Below are 21,125 nucleotides of genomic sequence, written 5' to 3' on the forward strand. Positions count from 1 at the left end.
CAAATATAAATTTCTTTTGAATATCTATATTTCCCCAAATTGAACGCCAAGAAGTAATAAAAGTATTAATGCTATATTTTATAACATTTACATTTTTTAAATCAGTATTTGAGACTATGCCAACACGACTTGTATTGCCTAATTTATCAACTTCAACTATATATGGAACTAATTTGTTTTGTGTTCCTATATAACCTAAAAAAAGCACACATATTAAAGATACAAATACAGAAAGCATTGCTAGTATTTGCCAATTATGTTTTTGTGCGATATAATCTCCATAACGTTCTAGCCATTCTCTTTTAGCATCAAGGTATGGATTATAACTCGTATCTATTTCACTTTTATTTACTTGTTTTTTCTCAAATAGTTTTTTCATTGTTATCCTTTAAAATTTAGTGTATTAATTTGAACTTTTTTTACTACTTCAAATTGATTATCTTTAAAACTTTCAATTATTTCATATTCAACTAATTCATTACAATCGCATTTAAATTTTGTTTCCATATTTGTAATGGTCTTTATAATTTCTTGTTTATATTTTGAAAGTTTTGGAATGTTGTATTTAGCAGCTTGATTTTCTAGTGCTTGATTGTTTTGCAACTCATATTTACCTTGTTTTCTAATAGCAGGTAATACTTCATTAATAACCCATTGCCTAAACATTTTTGCTTTTGGCTTATCTGAACGCATAATTAAAAAATATAATTGTGGCTCGGTTATCATTACTAGTTTTTGTATTCCACCTTTTGTTTTAAAAGGGGTTATGTTTAACATAACCCCTTCAAATTCTCTTTCTATTGACTCTCTTACTTGTCTTGAATCTAATATATTTAAGCTTTTACATACATCATTTAAAGAAAATAAAGGATTTTCATAATCTCCTGCAATTCTAACCTTACCCAAATTCTTTTTTTTAAAAATCGTTACTTCTTCTTTCATTTTTTCTCCTTTTTTTAAAGGGGGTGGTATATAATACCACCCCCTTTAAATACACTTTAAACTTTTATTTTATAGGCATTTAAGCTCTTTTTTAAACTTTTTTATTTTTCAACTCCACTAGCGTAGTTTTCATTTGTGTTATTATTTTTATCTCCGCTAATAGTTCCTTCAGCTTTTTTAATTGCTTCTTGAACTTCTTTGGTTTTTTCTCTTAAGCTTTCTGATACTTGTGATTTTCCAAAATTTGCTTTAAATTGTTCTTTTGTTTCGCTATATGCAGTTTTAAAAGCATTACGTAATTTGCCAACCTTACCTTTACCTTCGTTAGCTCCTGTTATATTATTCAATTTATTTGCTTCATTTAATGCACTTATTGTTTTTGAGACACCACCAATGGCTACTCCTGTTGCTATTCCAGCAGCAGTTGCAGTAACTGCTCTAAAACTAGCACTAGCACCTGCGGTTTCTCCTATACTACCATTCATGACTGATTCTATCATTCCAGGAATCATTTTCGTAATAATACAAAATATTAAAGCCATAGCTAGTATGCTCATTAAGTAATCAAAATCAATGTTTTCATCAATTAAATCTATCATAAAATTAACACATAAGCCCATAAAAGCTGAAATTAAAAATAGTTCTATACCTATTTTAATTGCTGCTAAAACAGGATTAAGTCCTAATTGTTTGAAATGTGATAAACCACCAAGAGCAAAAGCAAAATAACAAATGATATTTAGTAAATAAAATTTCAAATAAACAATCAATAAATCTATTGCCATCAAACAAAAAGCAGCTAAAACAATAACTCCTATAATTATTTTTAAAAAAGAATCTCCAGGAGACACAAGACTCATAGATTTAAAAATTGCTCCTACAATACTAAAAGCTTTGTCTAAAATAGTTGAAGGTGTTACATTGATATAAGTAACGTTTGTGGCAAGTTGTTGAAAACCTGTATATAAAGTTTTAATCCATAAATCAGTATTGAATAAAAATAAGAAAATTCCTATATAGATAATTTTTTTTATTAATGCTGCTAAAAAATCTCCTAATTCAAAACCTTTTAAGGCTTTTTCGCTAAAGGTCCAAACTATATCAATTACAGCTAAAGAATAAAACACATAAATACAAACTCTTTTAATATTTGGAAGCCAACTTGAAATATTTGATTTTAATTCATTTAAAATACTATCGGAGCCAGGAACATTTGTAGCTCCTAAAACTATATTTGGTATTAGGAGCAAAAATAAAATATATAGGATATGTTTATTTTTTTGTAGGTTCCTCAGTTTCTGAATTACTTGCTTTCCATTCGGTAACGCTAGGAATGATTTTTTGGCTTTTTCCAAGATTTCGCAAATCTGCCTTAAATCTACCTTCTGTTGCGTTTCCACAATCTTGTTTTTGTTCTTCACTCATTTTCCCCATTTTGTTACATTTTTCAATTTTAGCTTTTGCTTCTTCTGGGTGTTGTATATAATAATCAATAGATTTAACTTCATCACCACAACCAACAAAAAAAGTTAAAGCACCTACAACCATTAAACTTGAAATAAATTGTTTCATTTTTTTTCCTTTAATAAAAATTTAAAAACAATTTATTATATAACATTTATTTCCATTTGGTTACACTAGGAATAATCTTTTGAGTCCTTCCTGCCTTATTGGCATCCTTATAAAATTCGTGTAGTTTTTCTTCCATAGCTTGTTCTTTCATACTTTGAGCTGCTATAACATTTGATAACATAGCCATTTGGTCCATCATTGCAACCCTTAGCTTTCTTAGTTCATCTATTTGGTAAGCTAATAAATCATTTGCGGCTTGAGTTGCTTGTAATTGTCCTTTTGCACCTTCTGAACGCTCTTTTAGTTTTTTGATTGTTTTACTTTCTTCTTCTAATTGTTTATTATTTGCTTTCATTTTTTCTAAAGTAGCACGACTAGTTATTCTTAGATTATCATTAATTCTTTTGTTATAGTTATAACTATTTAATATTCTTTGTTCATCTGTTGAATTAATATAATCTTGTCTAATAGTTTCAGGATTTTTATATAGATTGTCAAACTTATCAGTAAGATTTTTTGTGTTATATGATAATGCACCTGCTGAATTTATAATATTATTAGTTTGGTATAAAATACTATCAAGTGTTTGCCAGTCAAATTTAGTTAAATTTTTTAAATTAGTTTTACTCATTTCAATCATATTTTTATATTGATTAATCTGAGTAGTTAATTGTTGTATTTGTTCAATTTGTGTGTAATAATCTTTAAGCTGACCTGCAATAGCAGCAATATCAACCGTAGGAATTCCTGAAGCACATATATTTGCTCCAAATAAAAAAATACATAAAATTTTACTTATTTTCATTTATATCTCCAGCATTTTTTATTGATTTGGTGTTTTTGTCTATAAACATCGTAGTAGTACATTTTTGCAATGCTATTTTCTCCTGAGCCAACTTTATAGTTTATACGACTTTTATAAATTTTATTAGCTGCTAAAAGTTCTTTAACTGTATTAGGTATTTGCATAGTATCAAGCCTACTAGGAAACCTTACACTAGGTGTTTTATAAACTATTGTTTCATAATATCCTTGATTCCATTCGGTGCTTGTAAAAAACCTATCACTACAAGTATTTATAGGCATTGTCATATCTGTGTATTTATTATTTATAAATCTAACGCAGGTTTTAGGTATATTTTTTGTTATTCTTATTAGTTTTATATCTTCATAAGAATTAGAGCTTTCATTAAAAACTTGTTTTGTAGAATATTCATATTGTCTATTAAATACTTCTGGTGTACATTCGTGCGGAATGTTTATAATAGCTTCTTTTAAATCAGTCATAATAGCATCATCTTCAATATTGTCTGTGCTGCCTGTTGGACATAAATTTAAAAAGCTTCTTCTTAAATCTAATGTTTTCCAAAACTTCTTGTGTTTAATTGAAAAAAAGTGTTTTAGTGGTGCAGCACATTCTGATGGCTTATTTGGTGTAGATAAGCATAAAAGCACTTCACAAGCAGTTTTAACTTCGCCAGTAAAAGTATTAGCAAATAAATTACTTGCTATAAATAAGGATAAAATTACCTTATTCATTTTTTTCTCCTTTAATTTGATAATGTTTATAATTAATTCCTTTATCATCTAAGAATTTAAAAGCCCAATCATTCGGATACTTTTCGTGTAATTCTTTGATTTTTTGAACGCTTTTTTTATCACTACAAGCAGTAAAAGCTAAATTGATTTTTTGTAAAGCTAAGCTAAATAATCTTGTTCCAAGCGGCGAAACATAGTAATAATCTCGCTTTTTAATGGCATTATTTATAATTGATATCTGAACATCATTAAGACCAAAAATTTTATAAAAATCATAAGGACCAAGTGTGTTTTCACTACCTTTATTGAACGCTTCATTATTTGGTAAAAATATTTTTGTAGGGCAAGATTCTTGTAATACATCAAGAATACCACTTTTTGCACTATCGCTAAGACTTTGAGTTGCCAATACTACCGCACAGTTTGCTTTTCTTAAAACTTTTAACCATTCAACTATTTTATTTTTAAATACTTTATGACCTAAAGCGATCCAGCCTTCATCAATAATTACAACTGTTGGACTTCCATCAAGGCTTTGTTCTATTTTAAAGAACAAATAAAGCAATACAGGAATAATATTTTGTTCGCCTAAATTCATTAAGTCTTCAATCTCAAAAGTAGTTATATTACTAAGGTTTAAGTTATCTTCTTCTGCATCTAATAAAAATCCAGCTGGACCTGAAATTGTGTAATGATGTAAAGCATCTCTTAATTCTTGGTCTTGTAAATTTGATACAAATTCAGTAAAAGATTTTGAATTAGTTTTAATATGTGATTCTAAAGCTTCGTGAATTGCTTTTTTATGTTTTGGTGTTAATTCCACATTTTGTAACTCCAAACAAGTTGCAATAAAGCTTTCAGCCCAAGCGATTTGAGTATTTGTTTTTATATTTGCTAAAGGTGCAAATGCTAGTTTTGAACCTTCACTAGCAATATTATAATGAGTTCCACCAGTTGCTAATGTGGTTGCATATAAACTACGACCTTTATCAAAAGCGTATACTTTAGCATTTTGATATTTTTGAAAATTAAGCAATAGGTTAGCTAATAAAACAGATTTACCTGCCCCGGTAGGACCAAATATTAGTGTATGCCCTATATCACTTACGTGTAAATTAAGTCTAAAAGGTGTTGAGCTACCTGTTACAACTTGCATTAAAGCAGGAGATTTTGGCGGAAATTTATCGTTAGAATTATATTTTTCTCCGCCCCAAATGCTATTCAATGGCATTAGGTGAGCTAAATTTAAAGTATTAATTACTGGTCTTCTAATATTTGCATTTACGTGAGCAGGTAAGCTGCCCAAATAAGCTTCAACTGCATTTATATTTTCAACTCTTGCAATAAAACCCAAACGCTCTAATAATAATTTTATTTCTTTGCATTTTTCTTCTAAACTTTCTAAGTCTATGTCGAATATAACAATATTTGCAGTGTAATAGCCAAAAGCAGTTAAACCTGAATTATTATCAGCTATTGCTGAATCCAACTCATTTACCATAGCTACTGCGTGAGCATCAACTTTTGAGCTAGGTCTATCTAAGAATTGGTCAATAAATCCCCTAGTTTTTTGTTGCCATTTTCTTCTATACTGATTTAAAGACTTTTGTGTTTCATAATTATCCATAAAGATAAATCGTGTATTAAATCTATAATCAAAATCCAATTCTGATAAATCTTTTAAAATATTTGGATAACTTTCTGCTGGAAAACCTTCAATTGCTATTGTAGCTATATATTTATTATCAATTTTAGGTTGAAACCCTGTTATAAATTCTTTGGCTCCAATAATACAATCTAAGAACATTGGAACTTTTGGAAGCATAACGTTTTGAATTTCGCCACAAATACAAAAATGAATAAACTCTAATAAATCACTAAAAATATATTCATTGCCAAATTCATCTTCTAATATTTTTTCACGCATTCTGCTAATATCAATAAAATTACTTAAACTATTTTCTAAATCATTTAAAGTATTTTTAAAATATTCAAGTATTTTAACTCCTTGATTATTAGAATTCTTTGCTGTATCATCTTCAACCATCAAGTTAAGAATTTTATTAATATTTTTATGTGGTGGTAAATATGTAAATATGATAGTAAAAAGATTTTCAAAATGCTTTGTATTTTTAAAATACATTTTTCTTTCTTCTTCTATAATATTTGCTATTTCACTGATATAGTGTGTATCTCCACTTAAGTAAGAATCAGAATGGGTTCTTGAGCAGTCAATATGAACTACCCAACCATTTCCTAACCTACTTAAAATTGAATTAATATTTGTTGCAATTGTATTTCTATCATTTAATGTAATTGAGCTAATATCACTTGCTTTATAATAAAAACCTGCAGTTAAGCTACCATCTTTATTTAATAATACACCATCTTCAATAAAGGTTGAATAATTTAATATATCTGAAAAAGCTTTAGCTTTATTTCTAAATTCTTTAAGCAAAAACATTTTAAGCCTTTAAATATGAAAAATAACTTGCCTGAGCTACATAGTATTTTTTATACTTTATTTGTCTTTGAAATATATCTTTCATAAGTGGGTCGTGTTTAGCCATTGTTCTTAATAAAAATCCACCAGCAAATAAAATAAAACAACCTATAAGAGTTGATATTAAAGTTAATCCAGTGAAAATTAAGGTAAAGCTAATCAACATATTAAATAAAACTAACTCTCTATCTGCACCAAACACTAAGTTTGGTTTATTTAATGCTTGATATATATCAACTCTTTGCAACTCTTGCATTAGATTAATGCTCCAGTAACACCAAACATAGCTAAAATATTATTAGCTGCTACAACAACAGCAGCTACTAAAATTACATAAATTAAAGATTTCATAAAGCCTGAAATTTCGCCACCCCAAATTAGACCAGCACCAGTTCCCATAATTGCCAAAATCGAAATTGTAAAAGCCACAGGACCTGTTAAACTAGCCTTTAATTGTGTTAATGGTCCTTCCCAAGGCATACCACTACCAGTTGAAGCTAATAAATAATCAACTCCAAAAATTAAAAACAATAATAAAAATTTTTTCATTTTTTCTCCTTATTAATTTTTCGTATAGGTAGTAAAACTAGTACTATACGTTTTTCTAACTTTTTTAATGATTTCAAATGCTAGGATTTGAAATAGTTTTTTAATGAACACAACTAAATTAATTGAATTTCATATTTTTTATTTACATTGTCATAACTTAATACTTTTGCTATTTCTTCAATTCTCCTTCCTTGTATAGTTTTTTTGATAAAAACAACCAAATTAATAGCTTCTGCTATAAGTTGTCCCATAGGAGCATTACTAGCTTCTGCTATCAATTGTTCTAGTCTTGTAAGTCCTGCATAGGCTGAATTAGCGTGTATTGTTGCAATTCCACCAGGATGACCTGTATTCCAAGCCTTTAATAAATCTAAAGCTTCTTTACTTCTAGTTTCACCAACTATAATTCTGTCTGGTCTAAGTCTCATCGTAGCTTTTAAAAGCCTTAGCATATCTACTTTTTCATTGGCTCTTAAAATAACTTTATTTTCACTAGCACATTGTAATTCTGCTGTGTCTTCAATGATTACTATTCTTTGATTTGGTGCTTTTTGAGATATTTCATAGATTAAAGCGTTAGAAAAAGTAGTTTTTCCACTACCTGTTCCGCCAACAACTAAAATATTTAATCTTTCTAATACTGCATTAACTAAAAAATCTTTTTGAGATTTAGTGATAATATTTGTATTTTCATAATCATCAAGTGTAAAAATTTTAATAGCTTTTTTACGTATAGTAAAAGTCGGTTTTGATACTACTGGAGGTATTAATGCTTCAAATCTTGAACCATCAAGCGGAAATTCGCATTCTAATATAGGATTATCAGCATTAATAACTGTGTCTATATAGCTTGCGACTGAAGTAATAATTGATTTTGCTTTAATTTCAGAAAAGTTATTGTTCAAAACAAACATATCTTTTCCAAACTGTTCAATCCACAATTTACCATCAGAATTAAGCATAATTTCAATAGTATTTGGGTCGTTAAAAACTGTTAAAACTTCTTGAAATTCTCTTGAGATTTTTGCAATTATTCTTTCTTGGTGTTCGCTATTCATAAGCCAACTCCAAGAAAGTAAAAAAAGTAAGTTTTTGAACTAAGTAATTTAGTTCGCCCCCCCCCCCTTACGAGCGAAATTAGTTTCTAATTTTTGAATAATAGGTGCAATATTTGTCAACATTTGTAAATAAAAATTGTATTGTTTTAATAACATTAAACACCTTTTAAAATATAATTTTACGCTATTTTATAAGATATGCGTAAATTGTCAAGCAATTTGAAACAAATCAAGCATTCTTTTATTAAATTACTCAAAATGTTACATAGTTTGAAACAAATCAAGCATTCTTTTATTAAATTACTCAAAATGTTACATAGTTTGAAACTATTGTTTTTCATTATCTAAATCAATAATCGTATCATTAAGACCTAATTCTTCATTATGCTTAACTACTCTAATTTCAGTTTGACAAGTATTGTTGTCGTTTGATTTTACAATAGAATCAACTTTATATTCATTTTTATTTATCAACTCTTGATAATCACAATAATAAGTTTCTTTAATTATCTCTTGTTTTACTTCAAGTTTTTCAAAATCAAAATCAGTAATCACCATTTGTCTTAATCTTTTTAACTCTCTAAAGCTACCTTTTCCAACAATGTTTGGATTTACTAAAAAGCTATCTTGATTAAAAACCATATACTTTTCTTGAAGTTCAGGTGTATTTAGTGGTAATAAAACTTTTTTCTCAATTAAACCTTGAATAGCTCTTGAAACAGAAGCTTTACTAAGTCCTGTTAAAGCCATAAATTCTTTTCTTAACCCTGAATAGATAGTAACTACATTCCCATAATTCATTCTAGTAATTGTTGCAAATAAAATTTGTCTTTCTATATTTGAAAGTTCAGTATTAATAAAATTAATATTTTCTACAAAAAATTGAATAAATTCATCACGTTTAACAAAATGCTTTACTACAATTTCTTCTTTATTTAAAACATTACCATTGGTATCCAAATTAGTTTTTTCAATGCTTAACAAATTTTTAGATAATCTATCTTCTTCTAAATGTCTAATATCCATAAAAATCCTTTAAAACAAAACTTACAAAATAATATAACAAAAAAATTAACATTTGTTTCTATAAATGAAACATTTTAAACATTTTGAGAAAAATAATAATTTTTTTATTATTGCGTTTGTTTCACTAGTGATATTGTTAGTTTCACGTGTGAGTTATTCTGTTTCACGTGTGAAACAAGATAAAAAATATCGTATTTAAGAAAACCCCTATAAAATAGCAGTTTAATGTCTTAAGCATTTTTTAAGATTACATATTATTATATTCTCCAAAATAAAAAATAAAATTTTAAGAATTTTAAGAATTTAATTTTATTAAATTTTATTCTTTAAGTTTAAATTAAGATTTGTAAAAATTTAAAAAAATTTGAATTTTTAAAAAATTTAAAATTTTAAAAAAAATTATTCTTTAAGTTTAAATTAAGATTTGTAAAATTTGTTTTACCATCATATTCTTTAAGTTTAAATTAAGATTTGTAAAAATTTAAAAAAATTTGAATTTTTAAAAAATTTAAAATTTTAAAAAAAATTATTCTTTAAGTTTAAATTAAGTTCTAAAAACGATTTTAAACTATTTTTTATTGTATATAAGGTTAAGTATAGATTAAATGTAAATTTTTAATTTTAGATATGTTTTTGTGCATTTATTATATATTTTAAAAATAAATTATTGTTTTATTATTAAAATTTAAATTTATTTTTTAATTTATTTTTTTAAATCACTTTTTTTATCTTCAATAAAAATTTTTGTATATTTTCTAACAAAATAAAAATATAAAATTAGATAAATAATTATATTAATAAAATTACCATAATGTGTAAAATTCGGTATTCTTATAAATAAAATTTCAAAATATTCATTTGAAAAAAATTTATAAAAATCCATAAAAATATAAAATGGAATACTAACTACATAAATTGATTCAAATAATGCACCATAAAATAATTTTTTACTATAAAAATATTCTGCAATCATTTCTATTATTTTTATAAATAACATTCCTAAATAAAAACAACCTAAAACAGCAATAATAGCACCAATTATAAAAGAATCAGTGATTAAACTAGCTGCTTTAGCTGATAACATAAAAGCTACAAAAAATGGATACCAAAATGAAGAATAAATCAAGTAAAAATATAAATTTTTCAAATAAACTCCTTAAATTTTTAATTATTATATAATAATAATCTTAAAATTATATAATTTTTATATAGAATATATATAATTACTATATATATTTTATAAAATCTTTTTAATATCTTTACCGTATAAAGGAGAAAAAACTTTATTATCATTTCTAATTTCTATTTTTTTTGGTTCTTTAATATCCTTAGAAATATTTTCATTTTTTGTATAATTTAATTGATTTTTTAATTTAAATTCATCGTTAAAATATTTATTAAATTGCTCATAACACATTTGAATATTTTTTTCTTTTTTGAAATGCTCAAAAAGTATTTTAGATACTACTATGCCAGAGTTATATTTATCCTTAATATATTCAATATTACTATAAAATTCAATTTTTGCTTCTCCACGTTTCATTGCTGCCCTTAATAATAAAATATAATTAATTTTAATAAAATATAATTAATTATAAGCAATTATAATTCAATATAGTATTTTTTATAAAAAAATATTGTTTTTTTGCTATAATTTGGAGTCTAAAAAGGACAGGATATGTATTTGCTACACAAATACTAAGTTTTGTCGCTAAAGCTCCAAAAATAAGGATATGCACCAAATGAAAAAAAATAAAATCAAACAAATACACTTTAGAGTTACCGAAGATGAATATAACAATATAAAGAATAAAGCTAATAATTATAATTTTTCAGTATCTAAATATTTATATAACATAGCAAATAACTATCCTATCAAATCAATTACTGACCAAAAAGTAGCAAGTGATTTATTATTAATTGCTGGTGATATTGGTCGACTTGGTGGTTTATTTAAACATTGGTTAGTAAAAAATGAAGATAAAAAAAATAATTTTTCAAAAAATAAAAGCTATGAAGATATTGAAAAAATAGTAGATAAAATATTAGATTTGCAAATAGAACTTAAAGAAAAAGCAAAAGAGATAATCAAAAATGATTATAAAAAAAGTGATATTTAAAAAGCAAAACAAATCGAGTTTTAAAAATTTAGCAAATTATATACTTGATAGAGATGATAAAAAATTATTTAATTATATAGTAGATAAAGAACATAAAGAAAATGATAAAGTAGAATCATTTAAGTTTTCAAATTGTTCTTTTGATGATATAGATGATAATATATTTGAAATTTTAAATACTCAAATTTTAAATACTATAACTAAACAAGATAAAACTATGCACTTAATAGTATCTTTTAAAGAAGATGAAAAACCTAAAAAAGAAATTTTAGATGATATAGAAAATGAAATAGTTGCTGTTCTTTGTATGAAAGAACATCAAAGAGTAAGTGCGGTCCATACAAATACTAATAATTTACATATGCATATAGCTATTAATAAAGTCAATCCAATAACATATAAAGTAATTAATCCATATAATGACGTTAAAATTTTACAAAATTTAGCAATTAAACTTGAAAAAAAACATAAATTACAAAAAGATAATCATATATCAAATAAAGATTTAAATAAAAATATATATAACAAACATACTATGAGTACAGGTTTTAATGAGTGGGTTAAAAATAAATTAGAAAATAAAGTAGAAGATGTTTTAAATAATGAAAATGCTACTTTTAATGATATTGTAAAGCTATTATTTGATTATGATTTAGAAATAAAAGAGCGCAGAAATGGCTATACGATATCTTCAAAAAATGAAAAATTATTTTGTAAAGCAAGTTTTGTGCATAGACAATTATCAAAGCAACAATTATTAAAACGTTTTGGTCCTATTGATTTAAATATTCAAAATGAAAATATTAATAATGACAATAAAATTAAATTTAAAAAAGAACCTATACAACCAATTGCAAAAACAAGTAATTTATGGCAAGAATATATTCAATATGAAAGTGAAAATAAAAGCAAATTAGATTATAATTTATCGCAAATTAAAATTAAAAGAGAAAAAATTAAAAAATCTTTTAAAGGTTGCAATAAATTTACATTTTATAAATTAAAAAAAGAATTAGAAGATTTAAACCAAGAACAAAAAAATACATACAAAAAGCATAAAAAAATATCTTGGAAAGATTTTTTAATCTCAAAAGCACTTGAAAATAATGAAGAAGCTATTAAAATTTTATCTAAAAAACAAATAATACCGGATAAAGACGACAATACTATTAGTTCAGAATTAAATAATAGAAAGGTTTTTAAAGATATAAAATGTATTAGCAATGATGGTTTTATTGTATATGAAAATAAGCAAAGTAAAATGATAGATAAAGGAGATTTTTTAAAACTTAAAGTAGATATTAAAGATAAAGATTTTATTTTAGATTCTCTTTTAAAATCAATGGAGAGATTTGGGCGTGTTTTAGATATTAATGGTAGTGATGATTTTAAAAAAATAATATTAGATGTAGCAAATGAATATAATTTAGATATTGAATTTAAAGACATAGCTATGGATAAAATACATAAATCAAATCAAAGTCATAAACAAATTTTAAAAACTAAAAATACATTACTAAGAATAGTTGATTTGCAAATTAAAAACATAAATAAAAATGATAGTATTGATAATAACAAGAAGGAAAAAATAATCAAATCATTTAATAAAACAAAGGAAAAATTATTAAATAATAATGCAACTTTTTTTGCTGGAGAATTTAAAAAACTTGGTTTTGATTATAATGATATAGATTCTTTTGAAACCTATGAAGTTAATATACAAATTGATGGATTTAAAGTTAATGATATAAATAACAATGGTTTAAAAGCTATGAACAATTATTTATTAAACAATATAAAAGATAAAGAAGAATTCAAAAAAATTAATAAGTTTGTAAGTATTTTTGAAAAATTAGATAAAATCGTAGATGTTGCTAAAGGTTTTTATGAAAATAAAAAAGTTGATGTTGATGAATTTATAAATAAATATAATATGCAACTTGAAAAATTAGATAAAAAAGCTAATGCAATTAAATTAGATAGTGAATTAAATATAAAAATTATTGATGATATGTATCATAAACTAAAAAAACAATCTAAATATGATTTAAAAGTTGAAATCATAGAAAGTAATGATATAAATTTCAATGATTTTTAAAGGATATATATGAAAAATAAATTAAGTTTTAAAGAACAAGTGGAATTTTTTAATAATAAAAATATAATAATTGATATTAATAATGTAGGAGATAATATAAACCAAACAGAAGTGTTTAAAATTTTAAAAGAAAGAAATTATTTTTTTAAATTTAAAACTTTTAATAAGTGTTATGAAAAAAATAATAATGGTGTATATAAAAATTTAGATTTTAAGTCTTTACATAGGTTTGGTATTTTAGATACAAGTTTTAGGTCATTAGTATTGGAGTTATCTCTTATATGTGAACATTTATTAAAAACAAAAATTAATTATTTATGTACTACTAATAATCAAGATGATGGTTATATTAGTGTGAAAGATTTTTTAAATAACTATGTGCCGAATGAATTAAAAAGATATTATAATGGTAAAAAAAACTATTACACCGAATCTTTTATGACAAAATATAGTTCTAATTTTGCAGTATGGAATCTTTTGGAAATTTTAACATTTAGTGAAACATTAGATTTTTATAATTTTTATATAAATAAATATTATAAAGGTAAGGATTTAAAACAATTGATACTTAATGAGTTATATGCAATTAAGAATTTAAGAAATGCTGCAGCACATAATAATTGCATTTTATATTTATTGGGAGATAATTTACAAAAATTAGGAAATAAATATACAGATAGCAATAATCAACAATCTAAAGGATATTCATATAATATAAAATATATTTTATATAAAAATAATATGAATGATGATTTGGGTAGAGAATTTTTATTACACGATTTTTTATGTTTAGTATATGTTTTTAATAAATTATGTCCTAAAGGTAAATTAAAAAAACTTGGTAAAAAGTCAATAAAAAATTTCTTTATAAAGTGTGAAAAAAAAGTATGGTTTAAGATTCCTAGAATTGTAAAATATAAATATTTATTTATCAAAAAAGCAACTAGAATAATACTAAAATAGAACCACATATCTTCTGTATGTGGTTCAGGCTAGAAGCCTTTGTTCTTTCCAAGTACTGTAATTATATACTTAAAAAGGTAAATATATCTTATTTTAAATTTAATGAATCAAAATAAGTTTTAAAAAATGTTGGATTTTCTATGATAGCTCTAAATTTTCTTCCAGTAGTTGATAAATTATCAGTTGTTTTTAAATTATCACATAAAGTAGCAAAATTATTAATTTTATTATTTTTTATATATTCTAAAACACTTTTATAGACTTTATTCTCCATTCTGCTCTCCTTTTATTATTTCTTAGCTATATTACATTATTCTTTTACAAATAATTTAAATCTAATATAAGCACTTCTACCCATTTTATGTTTGGCTGCTTCTTGTGTTAATTCAGCAGCTTCTTCTTCCGTTAAATGGAAAAGCACACTTTTTGTTCTTTTTGGAGTTTCATTTATATTATTAATATTAGAAGTTTCGCCCCTAGCAGCATTTATAAAATCATTTTCGCTTAGTTTTTTAAATCCCATTTTTTATCCTTTTATAAATTTTTTTGTTTTTTCTAATAATTCTTGATAAAATTGTTCAAAGTCTTCACTTGCTTTAGAATTATCAAATTCATTTATGCTTTTACCTTCAATAACAGCTTTTCTATATGCTTGTCTTTCATAAATTACACTATCAAGTAAATATATATCGCTAATATTTTTTTCATCTTGTAAGTCTTTTATATAGTTTTGTAAATTTTGTAAATCTTTTTGCAAAAACGGATTAGGAGAAACTCTATTAGTTACTACAAAAACTAATAGATTGTGATTAAATTCTTTTGCTTCTATTATTAGTTCAAACATATGATATAAAACACTTACATCGTATTGGCTTGGTAGTGTCGGAATAATAACTATGTTAGAATTTAAAATTGCTTTTCTCATTTCTTTACTATCACGACCACCAGTATCAATAATAACTGAATCAAATTTATCTTTCATAAGTTTTATTTCATCTCCTAAACTTACACCAGTTTTACATACATTACTAAATATAGGCTTTAGATTGTTTTGACTTCTCATATCTGAAAATACTTCAGTTGATTTTTGTGGGTCAGCATCAATTAATAAAACACTATCACCATCCAAAGCAAGTCTAGCAGCTAAATTGACAGCTAATGTTGTTTTACCACTGCCACCTTTTTCATTGATAATAGAAACTACCATTATTGTCTCCTTTTTTTAAAATTTTCATATAGGTAGTAAAAACTAAAATTATACATTTTCTTAATTACGATAATTATATATAAATAAGCTTAATATTATATAAAATATATATAAAAATTATATCAAATATATATTAAAATTATATTATAGTAATATGCCTATAATTAGTCCAATAAGTAAAAATATAATCTGACCTATTACAAAAGCTATAAAAATATTCTTTTTATTACAGTCTATATTTTTTTCATTTTGGTGTTGGTTAGAATTTGAATTAGGAATTTTATTTAATTTTAGTTCTTGTAAAATTTGATGATGTTTTTTAAACTCTTCTTGAATATCACTTATTAAACTTTGTTTATAGCTTTCTAAATCAACTTTATTTTTTATTTTCACCCTTTCAAGTTGTTTTATATAATCATCAAACATAAGTTCGTTAGCTGTAATGATTGCAAAAATAGGGTCATTTTCATCTAGTATTAAATGATGTTTTTTTGCTATCTCATCTATAATTTGTTTTTTATCCATTTTTTACTTTTCTTACTATACCTACATATTAATCAAAATTATATAAATTTTCCAAATTTAGTTTTCTTTCCAAACCTAAATATTTATTAATGGTTGCAATATTAACTTTAGGTTTTAAATCACTATTATAAATTTCAACTTGATTAAACATACCAGTTTTTTTATCTAAAATCCTTGAATATATTTTCATATTATCAACTAAGCCTGATTTTTGAACTTCTTTAATATTATTTGCCAGATTATCAACTACTATATCGTGATGAACTTTATCTGTAAATCTAGCTTCATTTGGATTTGTTTCTAACATTTTTTCATATCTTTCAAGACAAGATTTCCAACTAATATCTTTATGGCAAGTTTGAATTAATACATTTGTGTTATAACCATTATCTTTAAATAATTTTAGTGTTTTAATCGGTGTAGTAGCGGTTCTAAAAGTTCCTTCAATTACTATATTTAATTTATTTTTGATAGCTTTATCTAAAATCATTTCAGTAATCATTCCTGCAAATTCAGCAGTGTGTTTAGGCGAATCTTTGCCATAAGTAGCTTGTAAATTAGCATAATTTGGATGATATTTTCTATAATCATCTCCATTTATTACGATAACATTGCTATTAAGCTCTTGTTCAATAAGCTTGATTAGTTTTGATTTACCAGCACCAGGCTGACCACCTAGAACAAATGCTTTATAATTATTAACGGGTGTAATATAATCTTTTTTTACATCGGACCATATTACATTAAAAATATTCTCATCAATTTTCATATTTTAGCCTTATTTTTTTTACTTGTTCTTTGGTGCTTTCGTAATCTATATCTTCTTCATCAGTAGAGTATAACCATTGTTTTATTTCGTACATTTTATTTAAATCATCTTGAGCTTCTTTTGTATCTCTATTTTTAATCAAATATCCAAATGTTGCATATTCTAATAAAACATCTTTTTCCATAATTGTTGCCATTTTTTCTCCTTATTATTTTTTCGCATAGGTAGTAAAACTAGATCTATGCGTTTTTCTAACTTTTTAATGATTTCAAATGCTAAGATTTAAAATTATGTTATTATATATAATTTATATAAATATTATATAAAAATAATATTAAAATGTTATTATTTTTATAAGTTTTTTTATATTATTTTCATATTGTTTTACAATACCAAAATATCTACTATCATAACTTCTTATATGTTCTCCTAAAGCAATAAATTCATTATCTTTTAAAATAGTTTTTAATTGATTAAAGTGTAACGGCTGGTTAAAGGTATCGTATTTAAATATTTTTGTATTTGTTTGTAAAATATTATTGATATAAACGCCATTAGAATTAATTTCAATCAAATCTCCTTTAGTAGCTGCAATCTTTTTTATAAGATATTCATTTATAGTAGGAACTTTTAACATAACCAAATCTCCTTTAACTAATGGTCCATCTACTTTTTTATATAAGCCTAAGGGCATTGATTTTGTTGTATTAATAACTAAACCAAAAGAAAAAAATAAAGGAATAACTATTAAAACAAATGCAGCTAAGCTAAGTATTAGATATTTAATTATTTTCGTTATTGATTTACAAATATTTTTCATTTTTTAAATTATTTATATAAATTATATATATTTTTTATATAAAAATAATATAATTTATATATTAATATCCTATTCCTTGCGATTGCTCTTTCTCAAGGTTTTGTTTAAAGCTTTTTAAATTAACCTTAATAAGGGTTTCAAGTTTTTTATAATCACAATCCATAGCTTTTATACTGGCATCTATCATTTTGTCTTTATCAATTAACCTTAGGTCCAATTTATACCCTGTGTTTTGAACTAATTGATTTATAAATATTTTTTGGGTTCTTCCGTTGCCTTCTCTAAATGGATGTAAGGCATTTAAATCTCCAATAAATTCAGCTAAATTTTTTGCTAGTTCATCAATGCTTTTACAGTTTTTAAAATAGTTTTGTTTTTCTAAATTAGAAAAAATACGATTCACTTCATTTGGTATAAATTGCCCATTGCAAAACATACTATCTCCTTTAAATATAGGTTCTAATAAATTAAGTTCAAATCTATCTTCGTTACAAGTTCTTCAAAACTTAATTTATTTTCTTTCATAATCAACATAACCTTTTTCTTTATATTCTGCTAAAACTTCATCAACACTTAAGCCATAAACAGTTTGCTTTAACATCATAATAATATCTAATTCATCAGCGTATGAATTTTCTATTGCGTGGCTACCTATAATGCCTTTTATATCTTCATAGTCTTCTTTACTCACATCGTTTTTATATCTTTTTAAAATTTCTAAGCTTTCTTTTAGCGAATTTGACTCTTATAATTTTTCATTTTTTTCTCCTTTTTTAATTTTAAAGAATTATATCAAAATAAACTTAAAATAATATAAGATTTATATATTTTTTATATAAATTTTATATATAAAAAATATAAATTATATATAACTATAATATAATTTTAATTTGTTCAAATACTTTATCTCTAAATATTTTTAGTCTTTGTTTTGACATAAGTGAAAAGCTCTTATCTTTTAAACTTTCATCAAAAGTTAGATTTTTTGAAGTTAGTTCTAAAAGGTCCTTTCCGTAAGTATCTTTGCTAAATTGTTTTAAATATATTAATGCGTTTATTTTTTCTTTTATGGCGTTATATTCTTGAGTGTTTTCAAAATCACGTAAAGAACCGTGATATTCATTACACCAAACAATAAAATTACAATTAAAATTATTTGCTAACTGAACTAAGCCTAAAATTGTATCATCTTGAGCTTGCCCGCCAACTATTGGAACGTGAAAATATATTTCTATTTTTTCATTTTTTAACATAGAAATTATTTCGTTTTCTTTTAGGTAATCAATTAATGGGATAAATGTTGTAGCACCTGAATCTATAATATAGTTTTTCTTTTCTTTAGAATATGCTAGTTCAATTATCTTATCAAATTCTCTTACATTAAATTTACCATCATCATCTATTAGTTTTAAAAAACTTGCATCTAATGCTTTGATATTGCATAGTGTAGTGTTGTTTGGGTCAGTATCTATTGCTAATATACTTTCTTTATTATGTAAAAAATATTGGCATAATAAAGAGCTTATAAAACTTTTTCCTATACCGCCTTTACCATTTAAAATAAAATGAATTTTAGTCATTGTTAATTTTCTCCTTTTTACTGTTCGCACAGGTAATAAAATTAGAACTATGCGTGTTTTTATATATTGTTTAATTGTTCTGAATACTCAACTTTTGACCTATCGCTAAACACTGGATCTTTAAAATATAACATTTGTTTCCCATAAATTGCAGGTTTGCCTGAAATGAAAATTAACATATCTCCTGGCTCAATTATTAATTCATTTTTGTCTTTTTTAGCTGATGGAATCCTCATACATTCATCAGGCGTTATTAATGGTCTTTGAACTTCCTGCATTGTTTCACTTACATTATCTAAAACTGCTTGAAGTTTTTTGCCGCTGCTAGTGATTGAACGCTTAATGATGGTAGTAGTTCCTGACATTTCTGAAAGTAGTTTTGCTGTGTGTATATTATTAGGTGCAAATGCAATTCTAACGTGACAATTTGAAGTTATACTTTCTTTATCTGTGTATAAATTATATAATTGTTGAAGATCTTGTATAATACCATAAAACTTAATTCCATATCCTGCCCAATAAGCCAAGCCTTCTTCTAAGGTCGCAATTTTACCTACACTAGTCAGCTCATCTCCCATAAACAATAATCTGTGTTTATATGTTTTTTCTTCACCTAATTTTACATCAGTTAAGGTCCTAAAAATTTGATTAATAATTAAATTAAATAGCGGCTTTAATCTATCTTTATCTGAAGGTGGAATAATTAAATATAAACTTACTGGTTTATCGCTATTCATAAGCTCATTGATTTTAAAATCGCTTTTAGCTGTATTTTTTGCCAAAATAGGGTCTATATATAAATTTAAGCTTTCACTTGTAGTTCCTATAACTCCTGACAATTCTTGACTTGCTTTATTTTTCATAGCTCTTGCTATACTTTGTATTATTTCATTTGTATCATCTCTTGCAATATCACATTCAAGCATTTCTTCAAGTATTTCATCTATACTCATTTTAGGATCGTTTAAGAATTTATAAATATCTGTAAGATTAGGGATATTGTTATTTTTATTTTTTGCAATATGTAAAGAATAAAGTATTAAAGCAACTAAAAAATTTTTTGCTTCACTTCTAAAATAACCTGTTGAACTACTTGTTTTTTCATCTGGAGTATCCCCTTTATAAATTATATTAATAGCTATGTTTTGAGTATCTTTTATTTCAAAATCTGTATTAATTCTAATTTCTTCTAGTATATTAAATCTTATTGAGCCATTAGGGTTTGATGGGTCAAATTTAAGTATTTTATTATTTGCATATTTTTGTCTCCAACCTGCTGTAAAGTTAAAAAGTTCTGATTTAATATCTAAAATAATTGCACTTTCTTCCCAAGCAAGTAATGTTGGCAATATTAAGCTAACACCTTTACCGCTTCTTGTTGGAGCAAAACATAAAATATGTTCTGGACCATTGTGTCTTAAGTAATGTAAAGTGTTTTTATATTGATAACCACCAATATAAACGCCTTGGTTTGTATTTAAAACACCTGTTTCTTTGATTTCATCTAAACTAGCCCAATGTGCAGAGCCGTGAAGGTCTTTAATAGCTTTTGATTTTCTTGAATAGGCTATTTTAATTATTACAAAAAATAAAAATGCTAAAGCAATTAAAGAACACATAATTAAATAAAATTTTCTAAAAAAATCAGGATAATTTGAACTATATTTTATACTCCAAAAAATCCAAGAAAAAGGATTGTATAAATCATAAGCAAGGGTTTCTCCAAGAGCAGGAGAATAATTAAAAGTCCCTGCTAGATATTGTGTTCCAATAGAACTTATTATTATAATTGCTATAACTACTCCAAAAAAAGCAAATAAAAAAACTATAAATTGATTTTTATCTTTATTCATA

At 24.5% G+C, this 21,125-nt stretch carries 27 protein-coding genes; 3 read left to right on the forward strand and 24 right to left on the reverse strand.

What is annotated here, in order from left to right; translation table 11 throughout:
* The 13 genes from AVBRAN12642_RS06680 to AVBRAN12642_RS06740 all read right to left on the reverse strand — a co-directional run.
* Positions 1-379 (reverse strand): VirB8/TrbF family protein (locus tag AVBRAN12642_RS06680; RefSeq protein ID WP_336608148.1); only part of this gene is annotated, 379 nt, incomplete at its 3' end.
* Between the two features lie 2 nt (positions 380-381).
* Positions 382-942, reverse strand: a complete 561-nt coding sequence (locus AVBRAN12642_RS06685) for a BRO-N domain-containing protein (protein WP_336607579.1) — start codon at positions 940-942, stop codon at positions 382-384.
* Between the two features lie 101 nt (positions 943-1,043).
* Positions 1,044-2,192: a P-type conjugative transfer protein TrbL gene (gene trbL / locus AVBRAN12642_RS06690; RefSeq protein WP_336607578.1), complete on the reverse strand. Its 1,149-nt coding sequence runs from the start codon at positions 2,190-2,192 to the stop codon at positions 1,044-1,046.
* A 22-nt stretch (positions 2,193-2,214) separates the two neighbouring features.
* A complete protein-coding gene (locus tag AVBRAN12642_RS06695) occupies positions 2,215-2,514 on the reverse strand; it encodes an EexN family lipoprotein (protein WP_336607577.1) in 300 nt (99 codons plus the stop codon).
* Positions 2,515-2,560: 46 nt separating this feature from the next.
* Positions 2,561-3,319, reverse strand: coding sequence for a P-type conjugative transfer protein TrbJ (gene trbJ, locus AVBRAN12642_RS06700; protein ID WP_336607576.1), 759 nt, complete (start codon positions 3,317-3,319; stop codon positions 2,561-2,563).
* Complete coding sequence (locus tag AVBRAN12642_RS06705; protein ID WP_336607575.1) at positions 3,316-4,053, reverse strand: TrbM/KikA/MpfK family conjugal transfer protein; 738 nt, start codon at positions 4,051-4,053, stop codon at positions 3,316-3,318. The genes trbJ and AVBRAN12642_RS06705 overlap by 4 nt, the downstream gene beginning before the upstream one ends.
* Entirely contained in the window at positions 4,046-6,517 is a 2,472-nt protein-coding gene (locus AVBRAN12642_RS06710; RefSeq protein ID WP_336607574.1) for a conjugal transfer protein TrbE, read from the reverse strand. The genes AVBRAN12642_RS06705 and AVBRAN12642_RS06710 overlap by 8 nt, the downstream gene beginning before the upstream one ends.
* 1 nt (position 6,518) lies before the next feature.
* Positions 6,519-6,812 carry a conjugal transfer protein TrbD gene (gene trbD / locus AVBRAN12642_RS06715; protein ID WP_336607573.1) on the reverse strand — a complete coding sequence of 98 codons (294 nt, stop codon included), beginning with the start codon at positions 6,810-6,812 and terminating at the stop codon, positions 6,519-6,521.
* A complete protein-coding gene (locus tag AVBRAN12642_RS06720; protein ID WP_336607572.1) occupies positions 6,812-7,105 on the reverse strand; it encodes a TrbC/VirB2 family protein in 294 nt (97 codons plus the stop codon). The genes trbD and AVBRAN12642_RS06720 overlap by 1 nt, the downstream gene beginning before the upstream one ends.
* Before the next feature lie 113 nt (positions 7,106-7,218).
* A complete protein-coding gene (gene trbB, locus AVBRAN12642_RS06725) occupies positions 7,219-8,163 on the reverse strand; it encodes a P-type conjugative transfer ATPase TrbB (RefSeq protein WP_336607571.1) in 945 nt (314 codons plus the stop codon).
* Positions 8,164-8,490: 327 nt separating this feature from the next.
* Positions 8,491-9,189 (reverse strand): hypothetical protein, encoded by a 699-nt coding sequence (locus tag AVBRAN12642_RS06730; protein ID WP_336607570.1) that lies wholly within the window; start codon positions 9,187-9,189, stop codon positions 8,491-8,493.
* Positions 9,190-9,892: 703 nt separating this feature from the next.
* Entirely contained in the window at positions 9,893-10,336 is a 444-nt protein-coding gene (locus AVBRAN12642_RS06735; RefSeq protein ID WP_336607569.1) for a hypothetical protein, read from the reverse strand.
* Positions 10,337-10,426: 90 nt separating this feature from the next.
* Complete coding sequence (locus AVBRAN12642_RS06740; protein ID WP_336607568.1) at positions 10,427-10,732, reverse strand: hypothetical protein; 306 nt, start codon at positions 10,730-10,732, stop codon at positions 10,427-10,429.
* A 199-nt stretch (positions 10,733-10,931) separates the two neighbouring features.
* Here AVBRAN12642_RS06740 and AVBRAN12642_RS06745 point away from each other — a divergent pair, with 199 nt between their 5' ends.
* Genes AVBRAN12642_RS06745 through AVBRAN12642_RS06755 form a run of 3 tightly spaced genes read left to right on the forward strand, consistent with a single transcriptional unit; the run spans position 10,932 to position 14,370 of the window.
* A complete protein-coding gene (locus AVBRAN12642_RS06745; RefSeq protein ID WP_336607567.1) occupies positions 10,932-11,309 on the forward strand; it encodes a plasmid mobilization protein in 378 nt (125 codons plus the stop codon).
* Positions 11,284-13,407, forward strand: a complete 2,124-nt coding sequence (traI, locus tag AVBRAN12642_RS06750; protein WP_336608149.1) for a TraI/MobA(P) family conjugative relaxase — start codon at positions 11,284-11,286, stop codon at positions 13,405-13,407. The genes AVBRAN12642_RS06745 and traI overlap by 26 nt, the downstream gene beginning before the upstream one ends.
* 9 nt (positions 13,408-13,416) lie before the next feature.
* The gene (locus AVBRAN12642_RS06755) at positions 13,417-14,370 is read left to right on the forward strand and encodes an Abi family protein (protein WP_336607599.1); all 954 of its coding nucleotides are present in this window, start codon (positions 13,417-13,419) and stop codon (positions 14,368-14,370) included.
* Positions 14,371-14,458: 88 nt separating this feature from the next.
* Here the strand turns inward: AVBRAN12642_RS06755 and AVBRAN12642_RS06760 are convergent, their stop codons facing one another.
* The 11 genes from AVBRAN12642_RS06760 to AVBRAN12642_RS06810 form a co-directional block, all read right to left on the reverse strand.
* Complete coding sequence (locus AVBRAN12642_RS06760) at positions 14,459-14,644, reverse strand: hypothetical protein (RefSeq protein WP_336607598.1); 186 nt, start codon at positions 14,642-14,644, stop codon at positions 14,459-14,461.
* Between the two features lie 36 nt (positions 14,645-14,680).
* Complete coding sequence (locus tag AVBRAN12642_RS06765) at positions 14,681-14,893, reverse strand: hypothetical protein (RefSeq protein WP_336607597.1); 213 nt, start codon at positions 14,891-14,893, stop codon at positions 14,681-14,683.
* Between the two features lie 3 nt (positions 14,894-14,896).
* A complete protein-coding gene (locus AVBRAN12642_RS06770; protein ID WP_336607596.1) occupies positions 14,897-15,577 on the reverse strand; it encodes an AAA family ATPase in 681 nt (226 codons plus the stop codon).
* A 144-nt stretch (positions 15,578-15,721) separates the two neighbouring features.
* Positions 15,722-16,102, reverse strand: a complete 381-nt coding sequence (locus tag AVBRAN12642_RS06775; RefSeq protein WP_336607595.1) for a conjugal transfer protein TraM — start codon at positions 16,100-16,102, stop codon at positions 15,722-15,724.
* 28 nt (positions 16,103-16,130) lie between these two features.
* A complete protein-coding gene (locus AVBRAN12642_RS06780) occupies positions 16,131-16,871 on the reverse strand; it encodes a zeta toxin family protein (protein ID WP_336607594.1) in 741 nt (246 codons plus the stop codon).
* Complete coding sequence (locus tag AVBRAN12642_RS06785) at positions 16,861-17,067, reverse strand: hypothetical protein (RefSeq protein WP_336607593.1); 207 nt, start codon at positions 17,065-17,067, stop codon at positions 16,861-16,863. Before AVBRAN12642_RS06785 ends, AVBRAN12642_RS06780 begins: the two co-directional genes overlap by 11 nt.
* Positions 17,068-17,205: 138 nt before the next feature.
* Positions 17,206-17,691: a S26 family signal peptidase gene (locus tag AVBRAN12642_RS06790; protein WP_336607592.1), complete on the reverse strand. Its 486-nt coding sequence runs from the start codon at positions 17,689-17,691 to the stop codon at positions 17,206-17,208.
* Between the two features lie 61 nt (positions 17,692-17,752).
* A complete protein-coding gene (locus AVBRAN12642_RS06795; protein ID WP_336607591.1) occupies positions 17,753-18,127 on the reverse strand; it encodes a Fic/DOC family protein in 375 nt (124 codons plus the stop codon).
* Positions 18,128-18,202: 75 nt separating this feature from the next.
* Positions 18,203-18,382, reverse strand: coding sequence for a hypothetical protein (locus tag AVBRAN12642_RS06800; RefSeq protein ID WP_336607590.1), 180 nt, complete (start codon positions 18,380-18,382; stop codon positions 18,203-18,205).
* Positions 18,383-18,563: 181 nt separating this feature from the next.
* Entirely contained in the window at positions 18,564-19,271 is a 708-nt protein-coding gene (locus AVBRAN12642_RS06805) for a nucleotide-binding protein (protein WP_336607589.1), read from the reverse strand.
* A gap of 59 nt (positions 19,272-19,330) precedes the next feature.
* Positions 19,331-21,124 carry a type IV secretory system conjugative DNA transfer family protein gene (locus AVBRAN12642_RS06810; protein ID WP_336608150.1) on the reverse strand — a complete coding sequence of 598 codons (1,794 nt, stop codon included), beginning with the start codon at positions 21,122-21,124 and terminating at the stop codon, positions 19,331-19,333.
* Position 21,125 lies beyond the last annotated feature (1 nt).

The organism is Campylobacter sp. RM12642, from assembly GCF_020137635.1.
GTDB lineage: Bacteria > Campylobacterota > Campylobacteria > Campylobacterales > Campylobacteraceae > Campylobacter_E.

Excerpts from the sequence above, each read along its gene's own strand:
- AVBRAN12642_RS06740 (WP_336607568.1), bottom strand. The coding sequence starts at position 10,732 with ATGAAACGTGGAGAAGCAAAAATTGAATTTTATAGTAATATTGAATAT.
- traI (WP_336608149.1), top strand. The coding sequence starts at position 11,284 with ATGATTATAAAAAAAGTGATATTTAAAAAGCAAAACAAATCGAGTTTT.
- trbB (WP_336607571.1), bottom strand. The coding sequence starts at position 8,163 with ATGAATAGCGAACACCAAGAAAGAATAATTGCAAAAATCTCAAGAGAA.
- AVBRAN12642_RS06720 (WP_336607572.1), bottom strand. The coding sequence starts at position 7,105 with ATGAAAAAATTTTTATTATTGTTTTTAATTTTTGGAGTTGATTATTTA.
- AVBRAN12642_RS06775 (WP_336607595.1), bottom strand. The coding sequence starts at position 16,102 with ATGGATAAAAAACAAATTATAGATGAGATAGCAAAAAAACATCATTTA.
- AVBRAN12642_RS06790 (WP_336607592.1), bottom strand. The coding sequence starts at position 17,691 with ATGAAAAATATTTGTAAATCAATAACGAAAATAATTAAATATCTAATA.
- AVBRAN12642_RS06805 (WP_336607589.1), bottom strand. The coding sequence starts at position 19,271 with ATGACTAAAATTCATTTTATTTTAAATGGTAAAGGCGGTATAGGAAAA.
- AVBRAN12642_RS06695 (WP_336607577.1), bottom strand. The coding sequence starts at position 2,514 with ATGAAACAATTTATTTCAAGTTTAATGGTTGTAGGTGCTTTAACTTTT.
- trbJ (WP_336607576.1), bottom strand. The coding sequence starts at position 3,319 with ATGAAAATAAGTAAAATTTTATGTATTTTTTTATTTGGAGCAAATATA.
- AVBRAN12642_RS06685 (WP_336607579.1), bottom strand. The coding sequence starts at position 942 with ATGAAAGAAGAAGTAACGATTTTTAAAAAAAAGAATTTGGGTAAGGTT.
- AVBRAN12642_RS06710 (WP_336607574.1), bottom strand. The coding sequence starts at position 6,517 with ATGTTTTTGCTTAAAGAATTTAGAAATAAAGCTAAAGCTTTTTCAGAT.
- AVBRAN12642_RS06765 (WP_336607597.1), bottom strand. The coding sequence starts at position 14,893 with ATGGGATTTAAAAAACTAAGCGAAAATGATTTTATAAATGCTGCTAGG.
- AVBRAN12642_RS06810 (WP_336608150.1), bottom strand. The coding sequence starts at position 21,124 with ATGAATAAAGATAAAAATCAATTTATAGTTTTTTTATTTGCTTTTTTT.
- AVBRAN12642_RS06760 (WP_336607598.1), bottom strand. The coding sequence starts at position 14,644 with ATGGAGAATAAAGTCTATAAAAGTGTTTTAGAATATATAAAAAATAAT.
- AVBRAN12642_RS06730 (WP_336607570.1), bottom strand. The coding sequence starts at position 9,189 with ATGGATATTAGACATTTAGAAGAAGATAGATTATCTAAAAATTTGTTA.
- AVBRAN12642_RS06745 (WP_336607567.1), top strand. The coding sequence starts at position 10,932 with ATGAAAAAAAATAAAATCAAACAAATACACTTTAGAGTTACCGAAGAT.
- AVBRAN12642_RS06755 (WP_336607599.1), top strand. The coding sequence starts at position 13,417 with ATGAAAAATAAATTAAGTTTTAAAGAACAAGTGGAATTTTTTAATAAT.
- trbD (WP_336607573.1), bottom strand. The coding sequence starts at position 6,812 with ATGCAAGAGTTGCAAAGAGTTGATATATATCAAGCATTAAATAAACCA.
- AVBRAN12642_RS06705 (WP_336607575.1), bottom strand. The coding sequence starts at position 4,053 with ATGAATAAGGTAATTTTATCCTTATTTATAGCAAGTAATTTATTTGCT.
- AVBRAN12642_RS06770 (WP_336607596.1), bottom strand. The coding sequence starts at position 15,577 with ATGGTAGTTTCTATTATCAATGAAAAAGGTGGCAGTGGTAAAACAACA.
- AVBRAN12642_RS06780 (WP_336607594.1), bottom strand. The coding sequence starts at position 16,871 with ATGAAAATTGATGAGAATATTTTTAATGTAATATGGTCCGATGTAAAA.
- AVBRAN12642_RS06795 (WP_336607591.1), bottom strand. The coding sequence starts at position 18,127 with ATGTTTTGCAATGGGCAATTTATACCAAATGAAGTGAATCGTATTTTT.
- AVBRAN12642_RS06785 (WP_336607593.1), bottom strand. The coding sequence starts at position 17,067 with ATGGCAACAATTATGGAAAAAGATGTTTTATTAGAATATGCAACATTT.